This is a genomic window from Maribacter sp. R77961 (assembly GCF_044594925.1).
GTDB lineage: Bacteria > Bacteroidota > Bacteroidia > Flavobacteriales > Flavobacteriaceae > Maribacter.
The window spans coordinates 1,808,050-1,831,188 of record NZ_CP138991.1; the positions used below are offsets into that span (position 1 = coordinate 1,808,050).

Consider the following 23,139-nt stretch of genomic DNA (forward strand, 5'->3'; position numbering starts at 1 on the left):
ATGGGCATTAAAGGACACACTAAAGCAGTTACTTTCTTGTTTTTTGTTTTTAGCAGTTCACTCATTTTCGGTCAACGCTTTTATATTGACGAAAAGAAGTTTTACATAGAGATTTTAGGTACGGAAATCACACCCTTTAATGCTTCGAATACCACACGTTTCAAGTCCAAAACATTTAAGACAGCTCACGTTCGACTTAAAATGGCAACAACCGACGGGGAATATGCCTTGTTCGACATTAATAAATTCTCTTTAATAGATGAAACCAATAAACTTAGGATAAGACCTGTAGATGTAGCCCATCGAATGGCAATGCGGCGATTAAGTTTTCCAAGATTGGCCACCGAACCATTAGAAAAACCAAATCCAGAAGTTTCTGAGGATATCTCTATAATGGACTCCTTTTATGAATATGAATTCGATGGTTATGAAATTATTGAAACGCCATTGGCTTTCGGTAAGCCATTCAAATCTCAAAGTCAGGTTACTTACTTTAGGCCTGGTACTTACCGCTCGAAAAAACTAGATTTCTATTTTCTACTTAAAAAAAGCACCTCCATAGGCGTGTTATATTACGGGGAAGAGAAAGTGGCGATTGTGGTATTTAAATAATATGAATAAAGCTTAAGCCATTTTAGCTTTGTTTCTTTTTGTAGCAAAAGATAATGCCTTGGTTACTCTAGCATTCTTGTGCTTGTACAATCTAGCAACCTCCGTCTTAGTTTCGAAGTTCAACTCGTAAGCTGTTTCGGTTACTATGGTCATTTCAATAGTTTCAACTTTGACGTCAGCGGTGTTGTTCTGAGCCTGAGCGGTCATTCCGATGAAGAAGATAAAGAAGATGGTTGCTATTGTTTTCATGACTTGCGTTTGTTACACTATTATAACGGGAGCAAGTGTGTTTCGAAGGGTGGTCGTTCGCCGAAAAACCCATATTACTCGGTATCTGACAGCAATCCGGTTAAAGTGGGAAAATCCATCGATAAACGACACCTACCCTAAAAACACCTTACCGAAAAAAGTTGCGGATAAACGGTAAGTTCCTCCTATAACTTTAGCAAAAGGTTTGGGTCGGGACAGTTCTCTTGATAGTGGGCTAAGTCTTTTTGAGCACATCCTCCGGGATAATCACCAGCAGATGCCTTCATAGCCTATGGTATGGGTAGAAAGCTTTTCTAGTTTTTCTTTAAAAGGCTTCATATTGTAAAAATAGAATTACAATCTAATTCCTTAACATATTTTAACCCTTTCTCCTGTAAGTACTTTGTAAATTGCCTACAAATTGCTTAAAGAAAGAAAAATGAAACTATTACGATTCACCATTTTATCAGTTGCGGCGCTATTTGCAACCAGCTGCCAATCTAATACGAAGAAAAGCAGTACGGCAGAAAATTCAAATCCCGCATTAGAGACCACATCAAAAAAGGAAAAATTAAGTCCACAGGATTTGAGTAAGTACGAAACTGCCTATTTTGCAAGTGGTTGTTTTTGGTGTGTGGAGGCTATTTTTGAAAGCGTAAAGGGGGTTAAGGAATCCATATCCGGGTATTCTGGAGGAAAGGAAGATAATCCTACCTATGAAATGATAGGTTATGGAAAAACTACGCATGCCGAAGCTGTGGAAATATACTATGACCCAGAGGTAATTTCCTTTACGGCCTTGGTGCAAGTATTTTTTGGTTCACATGACCCTACAACCTTGAACAGACAAGGGCCTGATAAAGGAACACAATACCGCTCAATCGCCTTTTACAAAAACGAGGAAGAGAAGAAAATTATTGAAGCCTATATCCAAGCCTTAAAAGACCAAGATGTATATGATGGGGCTCCTATTACTACCGAGGTAAAGGAATTTGAGAAATTTTGGATAGCCGAAGATTATCACCAAGATTACGAACGCAATAATCCCAATAACTCCTATATAAGAAATGTTTCTATCCCGAGATTGAATAGGTTCAAACAAAATTTTAAAGCTTTCCTGAAAGAGGATGCACATTAAGAAAATAATAGTCATTAATAAAAAAGCGTCCTTTTGAGACGCTTTTTTTATGAGCTATTACGATAGATACGGAGTAGTGCAATCAACAAAAGAAACCACTTCTACCGATACGTAAGACATCTTCTCAACCCTGATTAGTGTAATAAAAAGCTTACATGACAATAGAATTTGCTATATTTATTTATACAAACCCCAAATTTGTAAGTCATGAAACCAGTGTTTTTAGTGCTGTTCGCAATATTGTTAGTGTCATGTAACACTGCAAAAAAGAAGGCCGATACTGCAGTAATTGAAGTTCCGTATACAGTCAATGCACCTAATCTAGACGGTAAGGCCACAGAAAGCTTTTGGAACTTAATTGATTGGAACCCTTTAGATCAAAATTGGATAGGAGGTCCATATGACCATCAGGATTTTAATGGACGCTACAAACTAGCTTGGAACGAACAAGGGCTGTATTTGTTAGTTGAAATTACAGACGATATTCTCTATGACCGCACTGCCGACCCTTTAAAACTATGGTGGAACGATGATTGCGTTGAAGTTTTTGTAGACGAGGATAACTCTGGTGGTCTACATCAGTACAGCCATAATGCATTCGCCTATCACGTAGCACTGGACGGTAATGTAGTAGATCTTGCACCGGACAAGGCGCCGACATTGTATAACGATCATGTGCGCTCCAAACATCATACCGTGGATAATTTAACTACTTGGGAGCTTGCCCTAACCATTTTTGACGATTCCTATACCGATGGTATAGCGAACAAAGAAGTAAAACTTAAATCCAAAAAAAAGATGGGTTTTGCTTTAGCCTATTGCGATAACGATGAAAGTGCGGAAAGAGAAAATTTTATAGGTTCCGTATTTGTGCCGGGAGAGGATAAAAATCAAGGTTGGATCAATGCGGATATTTTTGGGACATTGGTTTTGAAGAAGTAAATTACCACAGGGCAAGTCCGCAAGGCATACGTAGGAAATAAACATTTAATTTCGAGGCAAGCCCCAAGGATATGATACGTTTTTTCGGTGCCAAAAAAATTAGTGTAGCACTACATCACTATAATCGGCATTTATGATAATAGATTTTCCACTGTTTTGCTTTAAATGAAATCCTTTGTTTACGACCGTACTTCCATTTACCGTCCTGTTTAATTGCATACTTATAGGTTTCTCAAGTTTAGAAGAATTACCCTTCACATAAATTGCCGTGGCTGTTTTTGGAAGTCCCAAATCCATCTCTGCATTTTTCAAGCTAACGTCCAACTCCTTAAAATCATCACTAAAGGCAATAATATGTAATGGACCAAAATCATTTTTGATATGGGCAGTGTTTAACAATTTGTCTATGGTTACTTCCGATGATGTAGCACTTAACTGCAAATGCAACACTTCTGCTAAATTTACATCCTTACTGTACTTTGTTTGTAACTGACCGTAATTCCAGTTCTTAACTTCTACTGGTGAATAGGATGCTTCTATATTCGTTTGATCACCGGATATAGTGGCCGCCCAAAGGCTTGAGTGCGACAAAGTCGCATTCAAGTTCTTTGTATTTTCGGCTAACTTTACTTCCCCATGTCTAACGTTCATTTTTATCCGTGTAGATTTCGGCAACTTTATTTTAATGGTTTTTTTGATCTTATAATTTTTGTTTTCTCCATCGGAAGAGAAGTAAAAGATATTAGGTTCGCTTCTCAGAGAATCCCTTCTAAAAAAGGAGTTTATAATAGTATCTTTACGCAGGTTCCGAGTAGCTCTTCTTTGATGTATTTTCTCAAAACGCTCTTCTCTCTCCTCCGCTCTTTTTTCCATTTCAGCAGCTCTTTTCTCCATCAATTCTTGTCTACGCTCCATACTTTTCTCCATTCGTTTTTCCATTTCCGCACCTCTTTTCTCCATGCGCTCTCCCCACTCCTCCAGTTTCTTTAGATGGTCTTTATCAAAACTCTTTTCAAATTCCTTCTGCCATTTCTTCATATACTTCTCCCCATCTTTCTTGTATTCGCTATAATCGAAATGAAAAGTTTTGGTCATTGGGAACGAAGCTATCTCCGCAACTTCAGGAAAAGGGACAATGTCCGCTAATTCCTCAATAAAGGGACTCATATCCGGCACTTCTATATTTAGATTTTCAAAATCAAAGTCAAAATCGTTACCAGAGAATAAACCCATACGACTAGACCGCGATGTAATTTCAATTTTTTTACTATTCCCTAAAATATCAAAAGGTTCATTCCTAAAGTATTTCTCTGCCTCCTCGTCCGTGGCTCCCTCCAAAGTTGCGGTAGCACTAATCTCTACTATATCCTTGTCCCAAGTTTCAAATTCTATATCGGCATAACTTGTATTAATATCAAGTACAGCATCTGTACCAACATTAAAGGTTTCTTTAAAAGTTTTACTTTGTTTTTGTGCAAAAGCACTACTTGTAATTCCGAAAAAGCATAAGGCAATGATGAGTTGCCTTAGCTGCATTTTAGATAATCTGTTCATTTTTTGATGTTTTTACTTGATTTAACTTCTTTTTTAACTTCTGTAATAATTGTAATCGTAACTGTAAATTCTCTATTAACGCTGCTATCGTCTGGTCATTGGGACCTAAATCGTTGAGCTCTTCATTTAAGGCTTTATACTCCGCGTTCAACTCGGCCAAACGCTCCATATAACTATCTATGAGTTCCTTATTATCGTCGGAAACCTCCAATTTCGACAGTTCCATATTAATATGGGCTACGTAATAATTTTCAACCTTTTTCAAATCTGGAGAGAGGTCCCCTAATGAAAAATCAGTATTAGTTTCCGAAGTGGTCTCTGTATCTGTAATGGTTGTAGTAGTTACCTTATCATCTTTAGAAAATTGTAGGTATCCAAAGAAACTAAGACCTACTACCAAGAGTACGGATGCCGCTATTTTTAATATGCCGAAATCAACATTTTTTTGTTTTGGAAGCGCATCGTCCAGTCTGTCTAAAAAACGTGTCTCATGACCCTCTTTTAGTTTGAACCGCTGTTCTGAACGTTCTTTTTCGAACATTTCCCTAAGATCCTGTCCCATATCGTTTTGTTTTTAATAATTCTTTTAATTGACCTTTTCCTCTTAATAATCTGGTTCTACAGGTGGTTTCCGTAATATCCAATACTTGGGCGATTTCTTTATGATCAAAACCTTCTACCAAATACATAAGGACTACATATTTATATTTTTCCGATAGTTTGTCTATCGCCTCTTTTACTAATTGAATTGAGATTCCGTCATCCACTGTCCAATCTTCTTCCACTACAGGATTCATGTAGGTTTCATCTAAAGAAACCAAATGTTGTTTTTTCGATTTCAAAAAGTCGATACACTTGTTCACTACTATTTTTTTAAGCCATGCCCCAAAAGTCACCTCACCTTTGAATTGATGTAATTTTTGAAAAGCCTTAACAAAAGACTCCTGTAAAATGTCTTCGGCATCGTTAGCGTTATTTACGAATCGCATGGCCACCACATACATTCCGTCGCAATACTGTCGGTACAGTTTTAGCTGCGCATTACGGTCGTTAGCTTTGCATTTCTCTACAACGTCAATCTGAAACATTGGTCGGTTCGGTGTTTGTTTTTAGTTGTTGTTATCTTAAGGACGAAAGAAAAAAATAGATGTTGCAAAAAACTTCTATTTTTACAAATCTTTTAAAATCTGCAATTGAAACAAGTTACGATATCCAACGAATTCATAACACTAATAGTCCTAGATTACGGGGCTACGATACAAAAACTATTAGTTAAGGGAAAAGACGGAAAATATACCAATGTAGTTGTTGGTTACAACCATCCGAGCAGATACCGTTTAGATGACAATTGTCTTGGCTCTTGTGTTGGCCGTTATGCGGGTAGAATCTCCAAAGGAGGTTTTGAACTGGACCGCGAACAATTTTTTTTACATCAAGAAGACGGGGTACACTTGCATGGAGGAAAGGAAGGTTTTCATCAGAAGTATTGGAAAATTGAAGAGGTAAGTCAAAAAGATGACCCCTTTATAAAATTGTCCTATGTAAGTAAGCATCTGGAAGAAGGATACCCAGGAAATTTAACCGTTAATGTAACCTACAAACTTGTTAATAACGCTTTACAAATAGTACATGAGGCCATAACGGACAGAAGTACGGTGGTAAACCTAACGAATCATTCTTACTTTAAGTTAGATGACAGCCCCTATGTGGACAATAATGAGTTACAACTTAATTGTCCCATAGTTTTAGAAATGGATGACAGGTTATTACCTACCGGAAACCAGATACCAGTAAGAGGTACGGAAAAAGACTTTTTGTTGCCAAGGGAAATTGGAGTACAACGTTTAGACACTCCCTTTGTGAAAGATATGGGCAGTGAAAAAGTAGCAGAACTATTTTCGCCCAAATCTGGCATATCTATGAAAGTATACACCAACCAACCTGCGGTAATCGTATTTACACCGCTAGATTTTCCAGGCATCTGTTTTGAGACTCAAAATTATCCGGATGCCCCCAACCAACCCGATTTTCCGAATAGTGTACTAAGACCTGGAGAGATTTATAACAATATTGCCATTTATAAGTTTGATTTAGTACCTTAGAAACGATACCGTTCTAATCCGAAATAGAAGCGCTAATGAAAGTTTTAAAAAAAATACTGATTACACTGCTGGTCTTAGGTGCTCTTTTCTACTTTGTGGGTATGCCTTATTTACAAGGTTATACTAAGAAATATAGTCCAGAAACTACGACCACCTATAATTTTGACAATACGGAACTTAAGGTATATTATTCTAGTCCGTCTAAAAAGAATAGAGTAATATTCGGTGCATTAGTACCTTACGGTAAGGTATGGCGCACAGGTGCCAATGAACCTACAACATTTACTACAGCAGACAACATAAAGGTAATAGACAAGACTTTACCGGCAGGCACGTATTCGCTTTGGACAATCCCCAATAAAGAGCGTTGGACAATAATTTTCAACAAAGAAGTTCCAGATTGGGGTGTCACTATTTTAAGCGGTGGAAAGGAGACTACACGTAATGAAGAGGCAGATGTACTTCAGGTAGAAGTACCCGTAAGAAAACTAGTGCAACCTCAGGAAAACTTTACGATATCATTTGAAGAAACAGAACAACTATATTTAAGTTTTGCCTGGGATATGGTTAAAGTAAATGTTCCGCTTGGCAAACTAACTCAGGGCTAGCACACGAGGCATTGATAAAAAACATAATTTTGATTTCGAAGTAAGCCTAGGGATAGTAAACCCCTAAGCGACACCAATAAATAAACCTCAGAAAGAAGCTATCATATCTCAAACGAAAGAATCTGGTAATTTGAATCCGCAGTACCATGCTGAAGCACTAGTGCGGGGTATTTTCTCTAAGGATATAGCTGCGCTAAGCAAGGCTATTACCATGGTAGAAAGCACCAAGCAACAACACCAAGAAATAGCCAACATCATTATTGAAAAATGCCTTTTCAAGAAAAGCGAAACTATTAGAATTGGCATTACCGGGGTTCCTGGAGTGGGGAAAAGTACGTTCATAGCGCGTGTAGGCAAACTACTGACTTCAAAAGGCAATCGCGTAGCCGTACTCACGGTAGACCCTTCCAGTAACCTTACCAAAGGCAGTATTCTAGCCGATAAAACACGAATGCATGAGTTGGTGCAGGATAAAAATGCCTTTATTCGACCTTCTCCTTCTGGCGACTCTTTAGGCGGTGTAGCCAGAAAAACAAGGGAAAGCATAATCCTATTAGAAGCCGCAGGATATAACATTATAATTATAGAAACGGTAGGCGTGGGTCAAAGTGAAACGGCCGTGCATAGTATGGTAGATTTTTTTCTATTACTAAAGCTATCCGGTGCCGGTGACGAATTACAGGGAATAAAGAGAGGTATCATGGAAATGGCAGATACCATTGCGATAAACAAAGCGGATGGTGCTAATACTAATAGTGCCAAACAGGCCGAAATAGCATTTAGACGGGCATTACACCTGTTCCCTCCAAAAGATAATGGCTGGGTACCCCAAGTTACAAGTTGTTCTGCCCTTGAAAATACGGGTTTAGAAGAACTTTGGTCAATTATAGAATCCTATACGCTAAAAACAAAAGATTCAGGTCACTTTGCCGCTAAGCGACAAGAACAGAATAAAAGCTGGCTTAAACAGCATATTGAAAGTAGCCTTAAAATGGACTTTTATCATAATCCGTTGGTAAAGGAAAAACTTGAAGCCTTAGAGAAAAAGGTAGTTAATGGCAGTAGTTCCCCTTTCGCTGTAGCACAGCAGTTATTACAAGCCTATAAAGAAATGAAAGCGTAATTAACTAAGTGTTATTGGTAAAACCTATTGAACATCTTAGCGATAAAAAACATAACTTTACGGCTAATTCTTATACCGACCAATGGCTATTGTTACCACTTCCCTCCTATCTGTAGTTGTACCCCTTTATAATGAGGAAGAGAACGTAGCACTTTTAACAGAAAAAATCCATGAGAGCTTAGCCGGCTACAATTATCAAATTGTCTACATCGATGATTTTTCAAGGGACAACACCAAGCAGGTGGTAAATCAACTCAAGGATGATAAAGTACATCTCATTGCGCTTAAAAAGAATTATGGCCAAAGTTTAGCATTGGCCGCAGGAATCGATTATGCAGAGGGAGAATTTATTATTACTATGGATGGTGATTTACAAAACGACCCTAGTGATATTCCTGGAATGCTCTCCTTTGCCGTTGACGGCGAATATGATGTGGTGACAGGAATACGTCAAAAGCGAAAAGACTCTTTGGTAAAGAAAATACCTTCTAAAATTGCAAACTTTTTGGTCCGTAGGGTCACCAAATTAGATATCAAGGATAATGGCTGTGCCCTTAAAGTTTTTACAAAAGATATTGCAAAGGATTTGAACCTATATGGCGAAATGCATCGGTTTATTACACTTTTGGCACATTTGGAAGGCGCACAGATAAAGCAAGTTCCCGTGAAGCACCATGCCAGGCATGCAGGTGTTTCAAAATATGGCTTAGAACGTGTTTTTAAGGTAGTTGCGGATATGATGCTACTCCTTTTTATTAGAAAATACTTTCAACGTCCCATTCATCTTTTTGGCATTTTTGGTTTCTTGATGATTCTATTAGGCGTCTTAATTAACATGTATTTATTAGTGGTAAAACTAGGTTTTGGGGAAGATATCGGCACAAGACCACTGCTCATGTTCGGGATGATGTTTATTCTGGCGGGTATACAGCTCTTCACTATCGGTATTGTTATGGAGCTTTTAATACGTACGTACTATGAATCGCAAAAAAAGAGACCTTATCGTATTAAAAAAGTTAGCATAGGTGGCAAATACGCATAAAAGTATAACTACTGTTTTAAAGGTTCTTATAAGTGCTATTCTCATCTATTTTGTCTGCACAAAAATAAATATTGGGGAAATTAGGAATACGCTAGAAAAGAGTCGACCTACATTTCTATTTCTAGCCCTTCTCTTTTTTCTGTTTTCCAAAGTTTTAGCTGCCTTTCGGCTAAATGGGTACTTTCACCAATTAGGGGTTACGCTTACACATAAAAGTAATCTTAAACTCTACTTTTTAGGCATGTTCTATAATTTGTTCCTACCAGGAGGAATTGGTGGCGATGCGTACAAAGGTTATCTGATAAAGAAAAATTTTCAAGTTCCGACCAAAAGGGTAGTCAGTGTTTTAGTTCTAGATAGGCTAAGTGGACTACTACTACTCTTTATATATGCTTGCTTGTTGATATGCTTATTAAAAAACCCAATACTGGTGGGAATGGAATATCTGTTCCTTATAGGGATCCCGCTCTCTATCCTTGTTTTCTGGTTGTTGAACAAGCGTTTTTTCAATTACGTATTGCCTATATTCTGGTCCGCTTTAGGATATTCTGCCTTGGTCCAATTTGCCCAATTAATCAGTGTCTGGTTTATTATGATGGCTTTAGGAATAACCGAAAATGAGACTGCCTATTTAGTGATTTTCTTAGTATCGTCAATAGTTTCGGTACTACCATTAACCATAGGTGGGATAGGTAGTAGAGAAGTTACTTTTTTTTATGGTGCTTCCCTCCTTAGCCTAGATGAAAATATTTCTGTAGGAATAAGTGTTGTATTCTTCCTTATAACCGCACTGGTCTCACTGCTTGGAATTTGGTACCACTTTAAAAAAGTGGATTTGAAACTGGTAGCTAAAAACCATCTTAATAAACATGTATAAGATACCTATTGTTCAACACTTTGTAACGCGTGTTCGGATTTAAGAATTTAGCCTGTAGACGGGTTATTCTAAATTGTTTTACGCTATATCTTTTATCCCAATCAATACCTGTTGCACGAAGTTCTTCTAGCTCCTTTTCATTGGCGTACACCCAAACATCCTTTTTCTTTTGAAGGTCTTTAACGGTCGTTAATTGGACGGGGTGTTGATTATAAAAGTCCAAGGCCCAAGTGTAATCGTTTCCTATTTTATAAATAGCATCAACCGGAATGCCGTTTTCCTTTACCACAGTGGCCATAGCGGAACCCCCTTGATATGCCAATAAATTGGGGTAAAAATGAAGGTTAAGTACCGTATTTAGTAAAAGCGATGCACAAACGGATACTGTAATTAAGCGAACATATCTACCCTCTCTCTTTAAGGCGTAATAAATAATGATGATTGCACCTACTAGGAAAATACCGTAGGTTACTATGCTAGTAACTTTAAAGACGAAGAAGCATAATAAGGCAGATGCAATAAACACAATAGCCAAAATAAAGTATTGCCCTGCCATAAGAAATTTGGTTGCTCTTTCTTTCTGAAAGCGATGTAAATCATATAAATATGATGCTGTTATTACTGAAAAGAGCGGAATGGTTACGTTTAGATAATGTGGCAATTTAAACTGTGCAAAACTTATTAATATGAAAACCAAAATTATACCTCCAAGCGTTAAAAACTCATATTTGGGGTTGTATTCAAACTTTAGTTTGATGAATGTTTTTGTTCTGCTCCATAAGGTGGTAAGGGACAATATGGTCCAAGGGAGAAAGACCCATAAAAAAGTATGAAAAAAGAAAAAGTAATCACTGCTATTTTTTCCGATTCCCTCGCCCGATAAACGCTCAAAACTCTGTTCCCAAAAAATAAAAAATATACCGCTTCTGTTTGATTTACCACGGATTACTTTTTCAGGGTGCATATCAAACTGATGATAATAAGCATAGAGCATTGGGCTAATCACTATTCCAAAAATCAATAAAGCAACAAGCACCTTCCAATTTAAGAAGACCTTCCATCTTCTCATATATGCCACATGGCAAAGCAAGGGCAAGCCAATGACCAATAATGCGATTTGCCCCTTGGTAGAGAATGCTATTCCCGCACCTAGTGCACCAAGTAGTATTGCCTTAATACTTCCATTTTCAATGTAGGTGGCCAATTGCCAAATAGAAAAAATAGCAAACCCGGTAAGTATAGCATCCGTACGCACATCAATAACGCCTAAAACTATAGTCTGGGCAGTCATGAATATTAGCGCTGCTAGTTTCCCCGTATGCTGGTTATATAATAGTTTACCAAGACCAAAACAACTATAAGCTCCTAATAGTGTAGCCAAGATTCCTGGAATACGGTAAGCCCAATCGTAAATACCGAACAACTTATAAGAAAGTGCAGCCAGCCAATAATGCATATGTGGCTTATCTAAATACTCGTTAGGTCCTTTGAACAAGTTCAGAAAATCATGCTCTTGAACCATGCGCATGGCCATTACAGCAAACTGGGCAGAATCATTCTCAAAAAGGGTAGCAAAAGTACCCGCGACATATACCAATACAACAAGAAGGATTAAGAACCAGAATCTTAAGTTGGATATCATAGGGAGAATTTACGAAGGGCAAAGATATATAACTTTACAAACAACCATCCCAAAAGAGAACCTATCAAAGCTCCCGTAATAATATCTAAAGGAAAATGTACCCCAATATAGATTCTGCTATAAGCTACCAGTGTAGCCCAAAGTAAAAGGACCGTAGCCATGTATTTTGCCTCTGACTTAAGTATGGCTCCAAAGAAAACCGCGATCGCAAAGGCGTTTGATGCATGTGCGGAATAGTAACTGTACTTTCCGCCGCAATAACTTTTCACCAAGCGCGTAATTCCTGATAAATCCGGGTCATGACAGGGTCTTAAACGACCAACACCATATTTGAAAAAATTACTCAATTGGTCAGATACCGTAATGAGTAAAGCGATACTAATGAGCAAAAGTGCCGTACTCTTTAGACCGTACTTTCTGTAGGAGATTAATAACAAAAATATATAGAGAGGAATAGCACTAAACTTGTTAGAGATAAATTGCCAAAAATTATCCCAAGGAGCAACACCCAATCCATTTAAGTAGAGGAATAAATCCTTATCAAAATGAAGAAGTTGCTCTAGCATTTTTATTAATCTTCGTAACGAGAGATTTCCCTATCATAAAAAGCGGTAGCCGCTTCTATAAGATTCTCGGCTTCGGACTCTAATTCTTTTTCGTCTTCTTTGGAAAACTCTTCCAACCACTCCACTTCATCATTTTCTAAATTAATGACGAATCTTGGATATTCCGTATGCACTATAAAAATTGCACTGGGGTAATCGGTATTGTCCCCTAATAAAAATTTTGGTAGTTCCATTTAAAACTCAAGTTTACTATTAATTAGCAATCAATTTTTTCGTCAAATAATTGAATCGAATATACAACATAATGGCAGAAGCCGTTAAGCCGGTCAGTAGTCCCAACCAGATACCTACACTTTTAAAATCGGTATAAAGCCCTAGATAATATGAAATAGGAAAACCGATCAACCAGTAAGCTATAAAAGTTATCAGTGTAGGGATCTTCACATCTTGCAAACCTCTCAAAGCACCTAGAACAACAACTTGGACTCCGTCAGAAATCTGAAAGAATGCTGCCACCAGTAACAGTTGGGCGGCTAGATAAATTACTTCGGCATTATCCGCAAGATGCTGGGTATCGTTTGCATCTAAATATAGGGTAGGAAACCAATTTCTCCCCAATAAAAATAATATCGCAAATATAATTTCTAACAAAAAAGTAAGAAAGAAAATTGATTGTGCTATCCTACGGAGTTCTTTGAAGTTTTTCAATCCTTTTTGGTTTCCCACGCGTATCATTGCGGCTACACCAAGGCCCATTCCAAACATGAAGGTCATGCTACTTAGATTCAGGGCTATTTGGTTGGCGGCTTGTGGGTTCTTTCCTAAGACACCACTTAACCAAATCGCTGCCGTAAAAATTGCTACTTCAAAAAACATTTGTAACGCCGATGGAAAACCCAACGAAGCAATCTTATTGATAACCCTTCGTTCTATATTTTTAAAATTAAAAGCGGTCACGTAATACCGAAACTTCGTTTTACTCCTTAACAATAACCAAATATAGACTACCATAATTATTCTAGCTGCCAAGGTACCTATGGCGGCACCGACAATTCCCCATTCAGGAAAACCAAGCGCACCGAATATTAAAAGATAATTAAGGACTATGTTCACCACATTTGCAATAACCGTTGCATACATAGGATATTTGGTCTGTGACAGCCCTTCTGAAAATTGCTTAAAAGCCTGAAAAATAATTAATGGAACTAGAGAAAAAGCAACAATATCTAAATAAGGTAAAGCCAAGTCCACGACCTCGGCAGGTTGCTTCATTAACGACATAATAGGTTTGGCCAACAAAATCAATCCAAACAGTGACAATCCTAAAAAAGTGCAAAGTAGTAAACCGTGTTTCAAGGCGCCTTTGGCGTTCTCTCTATTATCGGCGCCATCAGCCTCAGCTACCAAGGGAGTTATAGCTGTAGAAAAGCCTATCCCCAAAGACATGGCTATAAAAACAAAACTATTACCCAAGGATACGGCAGCTAGCTCAGCGGTTCCTAACTGACCGACCATAATATTATCCGCGAACTGAACAAAAGTATGCCCAAGCATACCTAAAATTACAGGTACGGAAAGCTTTATGTTATAAGAAAATTCTTTGGTATAGTTTTGAAACAAAATAACTGTATTACGAAGTCAAAGATACTTCTAAAAATGGGTACAAGTTTTAAATTATAAGTTAGCGTTTATGTACTAGCTTTCATCTGTTTTCTTCGCCGCTTCCCAATAGATATCCATTTCTTCAAGTGTCATATCTTGCAACGAAACTCCTTTTTTCCGAGCTTCCCGTTCTAAATACTGAAAACGTTTAGAAAACTTCTTATTGGTACGCTCCAATGCATTTTCAGGGTTAACACCCAGAAAGCGTGCATAGTTTATCATAGAGAACAACACATCACCAAACTCCGATTCAATTTTATCTTTATCCCCGACTACTACTTCCTCTTGTAGTTCCTCCAGTTCTTCCTTTACCTTTTCGAATACTTGACGCGGTTCTTCCCAATCAAAACCAACACCGGCTACCTTATCTTGTATTCTACTTGCTTTGACCAATGCAGGCAGACTTCTTGGAACACCCTCCAAAACACTTTTCTTACCCTCCTTAAGTTTTATTTTCTCCCAATTCTGTTTTACCTCTTCTTCATTGGCCACTTCTACATCTCCGTAAATATGTGGATGCCTGTTTATGAGTTTTTCACAAATACCGTTCGCTACATCGCCCATATCAAAACTATTTGATTCTGAACCAATTTTCGCATAGAAAACAATATGTAAAAGCAAATCTCCTAATTCTCCTTGAACTTCTTTTAAGTCGTTGTCTAGAATAGCATCCCCTAGTTCGTAGGTTTCTTCAATCGTAAGATGTCTTAAGGTCTGCATGGTCTGCTTTTTATCCCAAGGACATTGTGCTCTCAGCTCATCCATAATGGTAAGTAAACGGTCAAACGCCTTTAGCTGTGCTTCTCTAGAATTCATTGTTCAAAAATTTAGCTAAAAATACGAATAGCAAGTTTCTTCTGCGGATTATTGCTTCTCCTATTTTAATGAATTAAAAAAGAATAAGGTTTCGGATAATGTTAAATAGAACCTAAGCATAAAATGGACTGTTTATTAAAGGTAATCCTGCTACAACCAAGTTAGCGAACCCTTGGATATGAATTGTTTTCATTACTTTTAAAATTACTAGCGTTATCTCTATTCATTGTTATATAAAATATTCAAGAGATTTTAAACAAATGATTTGTTAGGAGTATTTGAGTTTTACTCTATCATTGAAAGCAGATTATTTAAGCTGACTATTAACCAATTTAATTGCCTATGAATTCACGGAGAGACTTTCTTTTAAAATCTGGTATATTTTGCACTGGAGCCCTAGTGGTACCCAATATTTGCTTAGCGACTCCTGCAAAAGACGTCTACGGCGTACAACTCTATTCTTTCAGGGATGATATGGCAAAAGATGCAAAAGGAACCTTACAAAAAATTGCGGATTTAGGAATTAAGGAGATAGAATCTGCAAAATCAGCCAAAGGTCATTATTACGGTCTTTCGCCAAAAGAAATGAAAGACACCTGTCAGGAATTGGGTATGAAGTTAAAGAGTGGGCATGTACATTTAGATAAAGATTTTGAGAGAACCATGGAGGAGGCCGCGGCGGCTGATCAAGAATATCTCATCTGCTCCTCCATGCCTTCTAACGGACAGAATGTTGCTAATTACAAAAAAGTAGCCGATGCTTTCAATAAAGCAGGAGAGGCCTGTGAAAAACTAGGAATCAAATTTGGTTATCATAATCATGAATATGAATTTGAATCTGATAACGGTCAGGTACTATATGATATTCTTATGGATAATACCGAGCCAGACCTAGTGCATATGGAGTTAGATTTAGGTTGGGTTATTATTGCCGAAAAAGACCCTTTACATTACTTTGAAAAGTATCCGGGAAGATTCCCGCTGTGGCATTTGAAGGATATGGACATGGTAAAAGAGGAAAGTACGGAGTTTGGTAAAGGTGGTCTGGACATACCATTAATGATGCAGTATCGGAAATTATCCGGAGTAAAACACATTTTCATAGAACAAGAAGAATATACCAATAACCCAATCGATAGTATGCGCCACAATATGGATTATTTAGCTAAACTTTGAATAGTTACAGCTAGGCAACCAACCTCATTACACTGAATTTATTAGTAATAAGAATAGGTGTTAAATAATTCAGGTTACTGTGAAATATCCTTAAACTACTGCTTTGTATATACAAAGCTCAAAAAGCCCGGAAGGTTTTCTCCTTTATTTTCAGTTAAAGTGTCCCCACTTAAGCTAAAATCTTGAAAGTCGGAAGAATTCAAAGACAAGGTATTTCCTGTATTACTCCAATTACCGGAAAAGGAAAGAGAACTACCACAATTAATAATATAAAGGTCACCGGTTATTGGTGTTACATCTATATCAACAATTGTTGCGCTCCAAGTATTATTACTATTTATGGTCAGGAGACCGGATAAACATGGTAGTTCATCAATCAGATTGGTTGAAGAAGCACCATCCTCATTTACATCTTGAGCAACGCTAACGTTGACCGCCGTTAAATTCCAAGCCCCAATTGCCAAAAATGAATCTGGAATAACGGGAGTTCCACCATCATCAGATGAACAAGAAAATAATACCGTTAGGATAATAAAAAAAGTACTGAGCCTTTGAATAGACATTTTCATAATTTTTTTAGTAAGATTATACTTTTTTGATAAAATAAAAAATATCATAAGTTAATTTAAGTCAAAAGATTTGATGCTACATCAATAGCATGAAATATTCTAACGAAAGTAAAGCGCACATTGGTCATTTTAATCAATTCATTTTTTTATCTTAATCCACCAAATTAAAATAATGAACATTTATATTTTTGAAGTTATCGGTACGGGAATGTTAATGCTCATCGGTAATGGCATTGTTGCTAATCTAGTTTTAAAAGGCACAAAAGGTCCTGATCTTGGATGGGTGGGAATCTCATTAGGTTGGGGTATTGCTGTTTTTATTGGTGTTTTTATCTCTGCAGATATAAGTGGCGCCCATCTTAACCCTGCTGTAACTATAGGTTTAGCCGCGGCAGGCAAATTTTCTTGGAGCCTAGTTCCCGGTTATATTCTAGCTCAAATACTTGGGGCTATGATAGGTAATATCTTAGTCTGGTTGGCTTACAAAAAACAATATGATGCAACCGAAGATTCTGCTGCCATATTGGCCACCTTTTCCACAGCACCTGCTATTAGGGACCCCTTTTGGAACGTAATCACCGAGGCCATTGGGGCATTTTGTTTGGTATTTGGTGTTTTTTATATCGCTAGCGGTTCTATAGATGGAGAAACCATTTCTTTAGGCGCTATTGATGCATTACCTGTTGCCCTCTTAATTATGGGTATAGGTTTTGGAATTGGAGGACCTACGGGTTACGCTATAAATCCAGCTAGGGATTTTGGGCCGCGGCTACTACATGCAATTTTACCGTTAAAAAGCAAAGGTACCAGTGATTGGTCCTATGCTTGGATTCCTATCCTGGGACCTATTATAGGCGCTTTATTAGCAGCTGGAGTTTTTGTGCTGATACCTTAGAAATAAATAAAAAAGTCTTTTATGAAAACGATACTATCCTTAATTACCATATCGCTCATGGCCTCTAGTACCTGTGCTCAAAATGTTATACCTATTCCTCATAAAACTGATAAGAATATTACGTGGAGCAGTGATGAAAAAGAATATTTTTCCGATATATGGCAGAACAAAGTGGTCACCAATGTATCGGAACCAACAATGGAGTTGTTTCAGCCAGAAAATCCTAATGGCACAAGTGTTATTATAGCTCCGGGGGGTGGGTTATATGCTCTAAGTATTGAAAGTGAAGGCACGGCCGTAGCAAAATGGTTGAATGATAAAGGTATCACCGCGTTTGTACTTAAGTACCGATTAGTCCCTACAGGTGAAGATGGTGTCCAAGAAATCACGGTAGAGGGAAATACCAATCCCAAAAGAATCGGTGAACGAGTAGCGCCCGTTTTGCCGTTATCCATAGCAGATGGTCTTTCCGCAATTTCGTATGTTAGGTCAAATGCGTCCGCCCTTAAGTTAAATCCAAATAAAATAGGTTTCATGGGATTTTCTGCGGGTGGCGCAGTTACAATGGGCGTAACTTATAATTACAGTAAAGCTAACCGACCAGATTTTATAGTTCCTATATATCCTTGGACTACTGTTTTACCAGTACAAGCCGCACCTGAAAATGCTCCACCAATGCTAGTAATCTGTGCTTCTGACGATCCCTTGGGACTCGCAAGCGGAAGCCTTGAATTATATGCTTCTTGGTTAACTGCTCAAAAATCGGCAGGCTTACATATGTATTCCAAAGGCGGACATGGGTTTGGTATGAAAGAACAAGGGCTACCCTCTGATGATTGGATACAGCGCTTCTATGATTGGGCATTGGCCGAGGATATTGTATCATCCTCGGAATAAACCCTCATGCTACTTAAGCCAACATTTGTCGAAAATGATTTGATTAAACCTTTAGTTCCTCTTTTTTTGACCTTTCAACACATTTTAATGAGAAATTTTTTAACGCTTTTCCTTTTAATAACTACCATTTCGCACGCACAAGAAAACATACCTTTTGCTGAGGAAGTTGCTGCTATTTCGGTTAAATATGATACCATTTGGGATAGTTCCAAAGAAACCATCGTATTTACGGGAAGCTCAAGTGTTAGGCTCTGGAAAAGTTTAGAAGAATCCTTTCCAGAACATCATATAGTTAACACAGGTTTTGGTGGTTCACAAGCATCCGATCTATTATTACATTTAAACAGCCTTGTATTAAAATATAAGCCAGTGAAAGTTTTTATCTACGAAGGTGACAATGACATTACTGCAAAAAAGAAACCCAAAAAAATTATTCAAACGACCACTGCAATTATACAGCAAATAAGAAATCAAAATCCCAACACTCAAATAGTCATTATTTCTGCAAAACCCAGCATTAGCAGATGGAAACTTCGAGGCAAGTACAAACGTCTTAATAAAAAGTTTCAACGTTTGAGCAAAGACGACGCTTACTTAAGCTATGTAGATGTTTGGAATCCCATGCTCGATGGAAGAAAATTAAAGACTGATATTTTTATATCCGATGGGTTACATATGAACCAAAAAGGCTACGATATTTGGTATACCGCAATGAAAAATTTAGTAAACGATAATAAATAATACATAATGACAAAACACTTTTTAACCAGATGTATTTTTTTCTTGGCATTGGGCATTACGGTCATAGCCTGTCAAAAAGAAGAGAAAAAAAGAATACCCATGCCAACTACAGATATGAGTAAGGTTAGTTTGATGCCTAAACCCGTCAAGACCGTACCAACGCATTCTGCTTTCGCCCTGGATCAATTTACGGCAATATATACCAGTAAAGGTGCCACTGGCTTTGAAGAGGTAGGAAAGTTTTTAGCGGGAAAACTAAAATCTAAAATAGATTTAGAAATTCCGGTGAATCAAGAAACATCAAATATAGTTGAGCGTATCATCTATATAAATCAATCGGACAGTATAGAACTTGATGCTCCAGAGGCGTATCAACTTTACATCAATCAAGATTCCGTAATACTGAACGCGAATACATCAGAAGGAGCATTTAGAGGAATACAGACGTTAAGGCAACTTGTACCCGAAACCAGCAATGATACTTTAGCGGAACAGTCTATATGGCCGGTTCCTACAGGAAAAATAGTGGATAATCCAAATTTCGCCTACCGAGGTGCAATGTTAGATGTTGCCCGACATTTTTTTAGCGTAGCAGATGTAAAAAAATACATAGACCTTTTATCGTACTACAAAATAAATGTTTTACACCTCCACTTATCTGATGATCAAGGCTGGAGAATAGAAATAAAATCATGGCCAAAATTAACAGAAGTTGGTGGCAGCACAGAAGTTGGTGGTGAAGCAGGTGGTTTTTTCACCCAAGAAGATTATAAAGAAATTGTGCGTTACGCCGCAGAACGGTATATGACGATTATACCAGAAATTGACATGCCGGGTCACACCAACGCTGCTTCGGTTTCCTATCCTCTTTTAAATGGAAACGGTAAAACACCCAAATTATATGAAGGCACCCATGTTGGCTTTAGCACATTCGATACTAGAAAGGACACCGTTTATGCCTTCATAGATGATGTTGTACGCGAAATTGCCGCAATTACACCGGGACCGTATTTTCATATTGGAGGAGACGAAAGCCATGTTACTAAGAAAAATGATTATATCTATTTTGTAAACAGAGTAGAAAAAATAGTTCAGAAGTATGGGAAACGCATGATTGGATGGGATGAAATAGCCTTAGCGGATATTGACTCTACATCTATCTCTCATTGGTGGTCTAGCGAAGAAAACGCAAAGAAAGCCGTTGAAAAAGGGATGAAGGTAATAGTTTCACCAGCAAAAAAAGCCTATTTGGATATGTCTTACGACTCAGATTCAAAACATGGTTTGCATTGGGCAGCATATATTCCCGTAGATACTGCCTATGTTTGGTCGCCAGAGGAATATGGAGGCATTCCTTTTGCGAATATTTTAGGTGTTGAGGCGCCACTTTGGTCAGAAACAATAAGTAATATTGATGAATTGGAATATTTAGCCTTTCCACGGGTTATTGGTTATTCAGAATTGAGCTGGAGTATTCCCGAAAATAGGGATTGGGAAGATTATAAAGTTCGATTGGCAGACCAAGCGCCCTTCCTAGACAGGATGAACGTAAAATATTACCCCTCTCCTCTTATAGATTGGAAAAAAAGCAAATACCGTTATGAAACTATAGAAAAGGATTAATAAAAAAAGCCTCGACATTTTGTCGAGGCTTTTTTTATTATTCTAGTTTCCACCTATTCTTCTGATGCGTCGTTATTAGAATCATCAGAAAAATCTGCCATGTTTTTGGCTACTAAGATATTGTACCACTGTATTATTTTTTTAATATCACTAGCATATACACGGTCCTCATCATAGTTTGGGAGCACTTCAAAAAAGTATTCTTCCAACTCTATTTTTGGAGCTTTATGACTTATTGAAGTCTTGGCGCCTTTTTCTTTCACTTGAATATTAAGAAAAACTTCACGTAAGGGAAGCTCCTCTTCTAGGGTATAGATAGCAATTTCTGAGAGGACACTTACATTGCTGCGTAGGCCTACACTTATTTTTTTTCCATCTAAGAGTGACTCTGCCACAAACCCAGATCTGGTTTGTGTAACAAGTTTGTATAAGCCAGGTTTCCCAGCAACGGATAATATTTTTTCCAATCCCATGAGCTACACTAAAATTTTAAGCGACAAATATTATATTTTTCTATTGATAAACGGAAGGATTTAACGTCCTTTTTTTTGATTTGGAAAACGCATGCGATAATCTACATTTATTTTACCTTTTGAAATATTGGTTAACCTACCTTTTATAAGTCGTTTTTTTAATGAGGACAGCTTATCCGTGAAAAGCACACCTTCAATATGGTCATACTCATGTTGAATAACTCTCGCCAAAAGACCATCATAAATTTTGGTGTGTGTTTTAAAATTTTCATCTTGATACGTTATTTTAATAGTATCCTTTCTGTTTACATCTTCTCGAACATCAGGTATACTAAGACAACCTTCGTTAAAAGGCCATTCCTCCCCAGTTTCCTCCTCTATCTCCGCATTTATAAATACCTGTTTAAATCCCTTTAATTGTTTTTGCTCCTCCTCCGTTAACTCATCATCGTCTGCAAACGGTTCTGTATCCACCAAAAAAATACGCACCGCTAAGCCTATCTGTGGTGCCGCAAGACCAACTCCGTTGGCATTATACATGGTTTCCCACATATTAGTAAGCAGGTCATTCAGGTTAGGATAATCTTTATCTATGTTAGAAGCCACTTTTCTTAGCACCGGGTCGCCATAAGCTATTATAGGTAAAATCATTTTTTATTGTTTAAATCTTGTTCTTGTTATACTATAGGTATTCAAATAATTGACAATATCAAAATACAAAAAGCTCAGCTTAAATCTTTTTTTTCCATTTGGCGGAGCACCTTTCTTTTTTGATAAATCTTGAATGAACTTTATATGCTCGCGATTACTTAAACCTTTTAGTTTTTTAAAAGAAAAAGATATCTTGTTCTTAAAGTCTAGTTTATGGAAAGCCGTTATGTCATCATCGGTAACCCGCCTTCTGTCACAAATACTGAAGAAATAATTGTCCTTATTCTTAAATTTCAGCATACGTTCTTTTCTTCTAGACCATTTTTCTGTGGCCTCTTCGGGACTTTCATAATGCTGAAAATGTATTTCTATATCGTCTAGTACACCAATAGGATAATCGTTATAAGCCTCAGGGTACTTAGAGATTTCGCAAAATTTCAGATCCAATTTCATATACCTATCAAAATCGTTCAGTAACTTCATATAACACGGTCCAAATAAAAATAGCCCTACGAAAGGTGTATTGTAAGGTAGTCCCAACCATTGATAAACCTGACCTCCCCAGCAATTTCGGCTTATGAGAACAAATTCCTTATTCTTCAATCTAGAAATATCCTTGTTTTGGTAATAAGAGCTAAATGCATGTCTTATTTTTCGTTTCAAGAAAATTTCTAGTCGCTGTAACATATCCAAATTAAGTTCTTTCCAAAAAGGATTGAAGAATAATGGTAGCGCTTATTTCGTCTACCAAAGCTTTATTTTTACGTTGTTTCTTGCCCATTCCGGCATCCAACATACTCTGAAAGGCCATTTTGGAGGTAAATCTTTCATCTTGCCTGTGTATTCTTATTTCTGGGTGGTTAGTCACCAATTTATCCAAAAACGGTAAAATTAAAGCTTCCGACTCCGATGGCTCGTTGTTCATCTGTTTCGGCTCTCCTACTACAAAATCCGTAACATTCTCATCTGTTGTGTATTTTTTTAAGAATGCAAAGATGTCGTCTGTAGCTACAGTAGTAAGGCCAAATGCTATTAAACCCATTTCATCCGTAACCGCAATTCCGGTTCTTTTTAAGCCATAATCAATAGCGAGGATTCTTCCCAATTTTAATTTTTGGCAAAAATAAAGTATAATTTGTTATATGTGTCTTCAGTACGAGTGAATTCCTCAACTTCAACCT

The 23,139-nt window shown here is 37.4% G+C and carries 27 protein-coding genes and 1 pseudogene; 13 read left to right on the forward strand and 15 right to left on the reverse strand.

The genetic code is table 11. The features are described from left to right. Window positions 1–612 (forward strand): hypothetical protein, encoded by a 612-nt coding sequence (locus SJY09_RS07855; protein ID WP_396638399.1) that lies wholly within the window; start codon window positions 1–3, stop codon window positions 610–612. Between the two features lie 12 nt (window positions 613–624). On the opposite strand, the gene SJY09_RS07860 is transcribed toward SJY09_RS07855, so the two are convergent. Together SJY09_RS07860 and SJY09_RS07865 are read right to left on the reverse strand one after the other, a co-directional pair. Then, on the reverse strand, window positions 625–861 hold the full coding sequence (locus tag SJY09_RS07860; protein ID WP_396638400.1) for a hypothetical protein: 237 nt from the start codon (window positions 859–861) through the stop codon (window positions 625–627). Between the two features lie 185 nt (window positions 862–1,046). After that, a pseudogene (locus SJY09_RS07865) lies at window positions 1,047–1,133 on the reverse strand (peptidase M23); the annotation flags it as partial. 167 nt (window positions 1,134–1,300) lie between these two features. On the opposite strand from SJY09_RS07865, the gene msrA reads away from it, so the two are divergent. Beyond that, window positions 1,301–1,999 (forward strand): peptide-methionine (S)-S-oxide reductase MsrA, encoded by a 699-nt coding sequence (msrA, locus tag SJY09_RS07870; protein ID WP_396638401.1) that lies wholly within the window; start codon window positions 1,301–1,303, stop codon window positions 1,997–1,999. A gap of 207 nt (window positions 2,000–2,206) precedes the next feature. Further along, window positions 2,207–2,941 carry a sugar-binding protein gene (locus SJY09_RS07875; protein ID WP_396638402.1) on the forward strand — a complete coding sequence of 245 codons (735 nt, stop codon included), beginning with the start codon at window positions 2,207–2,209 and terminating at the stop codon, window positions 2,939–2,941. A 99-nt stretch (window positions 2,942–3,040) separates the two neighbouring features. Here SJY09_RS07875 and SJY09_RS07880 read toward each other — a convergent pair whose 3' ends face one another. Genes SJY09_RS07880 through SJY09_RS07890 form a run of 3 tightly spaced genes read right to left on the reverse strand, consistent with a single transcriptional unit; the run spans window position 3,041 to window position 5,583 of the window. Further along, a complete protein-coding gene (locus SJY09_RS07880; RefSeq protein ID WP_396638403.1) occupies window positions 3,041–4,495 on the reverse strand; it encodes a hypothetical protein in 1,455 nt (484 codons plus the stop codon). Beyond that, window positions 4,479–5,057 carry a hypothetical protein gene (locus SJY09_RS07885; RefSeq protein ID WP_396638404.1) on the reverse strand — a complete coding sequence of 193 codons (579 nt, stop codon included), beginning with the start codon at window positions 5,055–5,057 and terminating at the stop codon, window positions 4,479–4,481. The genes SJY09_RS07880 and SJY09_RS07885 overlap by 17 nt, the downstream gene beginning before the upstream one ends. After that, window positions 5,041–5,583, reverse strand: coding sequence for an RNA polymerase sigma factor (locus SJY09_RS07890; RefSeq protein WP_396638405.1), 543 nt, complete (start codon window positions 5,581–5,583; stop codon window positions 5,041–5,043). The genes SJY09_RS07885 and SJY09_RS07890 overlap by 17 nt, the downstream gene beginning before the upstream one ends. Window positions 5,584–5,688: 105 nt before the next feature. On the opposite strand from SJY09_RS07890, the gene SJY09_RS07895 reads away from it, so the two are divergent. The 5 genes from SJY09_RS07895 to SJY09_RS07915 all read left to right on the forward strand — a co-directional run bounded on the left by SJY09_RS07895 (window position 5,689) and on the right by SJY09_RS07915 (window position 10,247). Then, window positions 5,689–6,597, forward strand: coding sequence for an aldose epimerase family protein (locus SJY09_RS07895; protein WP_396638406.1), 909 nt, complete (start codon window positions 5,689–5,691; stop codon window positions 6,595–6,597). 35 nt (window positions 6,598–6,632) lie between these two features. Continuing rightward, entirely contained in the window at window positions 6,633–7,205 is a 573-nt protein-coding gene (locus SJY09_RS07900; protein ID WP_396638407.1) for a DUF2911 domain-containing protein, read from the forward strand. 130 nt (window positions 7,206–7,335) lie between these two features. Further along, window positions 7,336–8,328, forward strand: coding sequence for a methylmalonyl Co-A mutase-associated GTPase MeaB (meaB, locus tag SJY09_RS07905; RefSeq protein WP_396638408.1), 993 nt, complete (start codon window positions 7,336–7,338; stop codon window positions 8,326–8,328). 82 nt (window positions 8,329–8,410) lie between these two features. Continuing rightward, window positions 8,411–9,370 carry a glycosyltransferase family 2 protein gene (locus SJY09_RS07910; protein ID WP_396638409.1) on the forward strand — a complete coding sequence of 320 codons (960 nt, stop codon included), beginning with the start codon at window positions 8,411–8,413 and terminating at the stop codon, window positions 9,368–9,370. After that, on the forward strand, window positions 9,354–10,247 hold the full coding sequence (locus tag SJY09_RS07915; protein ID WP_396638410.1) for a lysylphosphatidylglycerol synthase transmembrane domain-containing protein: 894 nt from the start codon (window positions 9,354–9,356) through the stop codon (window positions 10,245–10,247). The genes SJY09_RS07910 and SJY09_RS07915 overlap by 17 nt, the downstream gene beginning before the upstream one ends. Here SJY09_RS07915 and SJY09_RS07920 read toward each other — a convergent pair. The 5 genes from SJY09_RS07920 to mazG all read right to left on the reverse strand — a co-directional run bounded on the left by SJY09_RS07920 (window position 10,231) and on the right by mazG (window position 14,933). Then, window positions 10,231–11,889 carry an ArnT family glycosyltransferase gene (locus tag SJY09_RS07920; protein WP_396638411.1) on the reverse strand — a complete coding sequence of 553 codons (1,659 nt, stop codon included), beginning with the start codon at window positions 11,887–11,889 and terminating at the stop codon, window positions 10,231–10,233. The genes SJY09_RS07915 and SJY09_RS07920 overlap by 17 nt on opposite strands. Continuing rightward, entirely contained in the window at window positions 11,886–12,455 is a 570-nt protein-coding gene (locus SJY09_RS07925) for a phosphatase PAP2 family protein (protein ID WP_396638412.1), read from the reverse strand. The genes SJY09_RS07920 and SJY09_RS07925 overlap by 4 nt, the downstream gene beginning before the upstream one ends. A gap of 5 nt (window positions 12,456–12,460) precedes the next feature. Continuing rightward, window positions 12,461–12,688: a hypothetical protein gene (locus SJY09_RS07930; protein ID WP_396638413.1), complete on the reverse strand. Its 228-nt coding sequence runs from the start codon at window positions 12,686–12,688 to the stop codon at window positions 12,461–12,463. A gap of 19 nt (window positions 12,689–12,707) precedes the next feature. After that, a complete protein-coding gene (locus SJY09_RS07935; RefSeq protein WP_396638414.1) occupies window positions 12,708–14,075 on the reverse strand; it encodes an MATE family efflux transporter in 1,368 nt (455 codons plus the stop codon). 75 nt (window positions 14,076–14,150) lie between these two features. Beyond that, window positions 14,151–14,933: a nucleoside triphosphate pyrophosphohydrolase gene (gene mazG / locus SJY09_RS07940; protein WP_396638415.1), complete on the reverse strand. Its 783-nt coding sequence runs from the start codon at window positions 14,931–14,933 to the stop codon at window positions 14,151–14,153. Window positions 14,934–15,275: 342 nt separating this feature from the next. On the opposite strand from mazG, the gene SJY09_RS07945 reads away from it, so the two are divergent. Then, window positions 15,276–16,109, forward strand: a complete 834-nt coding sequence (locus tag SJY09_RS07945; protein ID WP_396638416.1) for a sugar phosphate isomerase/epimerase family protein — start codon at window positions 15,276–15,278, stop codon at window positions 16,107–16,109. A 95-nt stretch (window positions 16,110–16,204) separates the two neighbouring features. Here SJY09_RS07945 and SJY09_RS07950 read toward each other — a convergent pair whose 3' ends face one another. Beyond that, window positions 16,205–16,672 carry a hypothetical protein gene (locus SJY09_RS07950; protein WP_396638417.1) on the reverse strand — a complete coding sequence of 156 codons (468 nt, stop codon included), beginning with the start codon at window positions 16,670–16,672 and terminating at the stop codon, window positions 16,205–16,207. A gap of 178 nt (window positions 16,673–16,850) precedes the next feature. Between SJY09_RS07950 and SJY09_RS07955 the strand changes: the two genes are divergently transcribed. The 4 genes from SJY09_RS07955 to SJY09_RS07970 all read left to right on the forward strand — a co-directional run bounded on the left by SJY09_RS07955 (window position 16,851) and on the right by SJY09_RS07970 (window position 20,834). Beyond that, window positions 16,851–17,573 (forward strand): MIP/aquaporin family protein, encoded by a 723-nt coding sequence (locus SJY09_RS07955; protein WP_396638418.1) that lies wholly within the window; start codon window positions 16,851–16,853, stop codon window positions 17,571–17,573. A gap of 21 nt (window positions 17,574–17,594) precedes the next feature. Then, window positions 17,595–18,470, forward strand: a complete 876-nt coding sequence (locus tag SJY09_RS07960) for an alpha/beta hydrolase (protein WP_396638419.1) — start codon at window positions 17,595–17,597, stop codon at window positions 18,468–18,470. Between the two features lie 87 nt (window positions 18,471–18,557). Continuing rightward, on the forward strand, window positions 18,558–19,211 hold the full coding sequence (locus SJY09_RS07965) for a GDSL-type esterase/lipase family protein (protein ID WP_396638420.1): 654 nt from the start codon (window positions 18,558–18,560) through the stop codon (window positions 19,209–19,211). A gap of 6 nt (window positions 19,212–19,217) precedes the next feature. Next, on the forward strand, window positions 19,218–20,834 hold the full coding sequence (locus SJY09_RS07970; protein WP_396638421.1) for a family 20 glycosylhydrolase: 1,617 nt from the start codon (window positions 19,218–19,220) through the stop codon (window positions 20,832–20,834). Between the two features lie 53 nt (window positions 20,835–20,887). On the opposite strand, the gene SJY09_RS07975 is transcribed toward SJY09_RS07970, so the two are convergent. The 4 genes from SJY09_RS07975 to ruvX are packed head-to-tail and all read right to left on the reverse strand — an operon-like array spanning window position 20,888 to window position 23,063. Beyond that, complete coding sequence (locus SJY09_RS07975; RefSeq protein ID WP_396638422.1) at window positions 20,888–21,307, reverse strand: DUF5606 domain-containing protein; 420 nt, start codon at window positions 21,305–21,307, stop codon at window positions 20,888–20,890. Window positions 21,308–21,367: 60 nt separating this feature from the next. After that, a complete protein-coding gene (def, locus tag SJY09_RS07980) occupies window positions 21,368–21,958 on the reverse strand; it encodes a peptide deformylase (RefSeq protein ID WP_396638423.1) in 591 nt (196 codons plus the stop codon). A 3-nt stretch (window positions 21,959–21,961) separates the two neighbouring features. Further along, on the reverse strand, window positions 21,962–22,645 hold the full coding sequence (locus SJY09_RS07985; protein ID WP_396638424.1) for a DUF1919 domain-containing protein: 684 nt from the start codon (window positions 22,643–22,645) through the stop codon (window positions 21,962–21,964). A 7-nt stretch (window positions 22,646–22,652) separates the two neighbouring features. After that, window positions 22,653–23,063 (reverse strand): Holliday junction resolvase RuvX, encoded by a 411-nt coding sequence (gene ruvX, locus SJY09_RS07990; protein ID WP_396638425.1) that lies wholly within the window; start codon window positions 23,061–23,063, stop codon window positions 22,653–22,655. Window positions 23,064–23,139 lie beyond the last annotated feature (76 nt).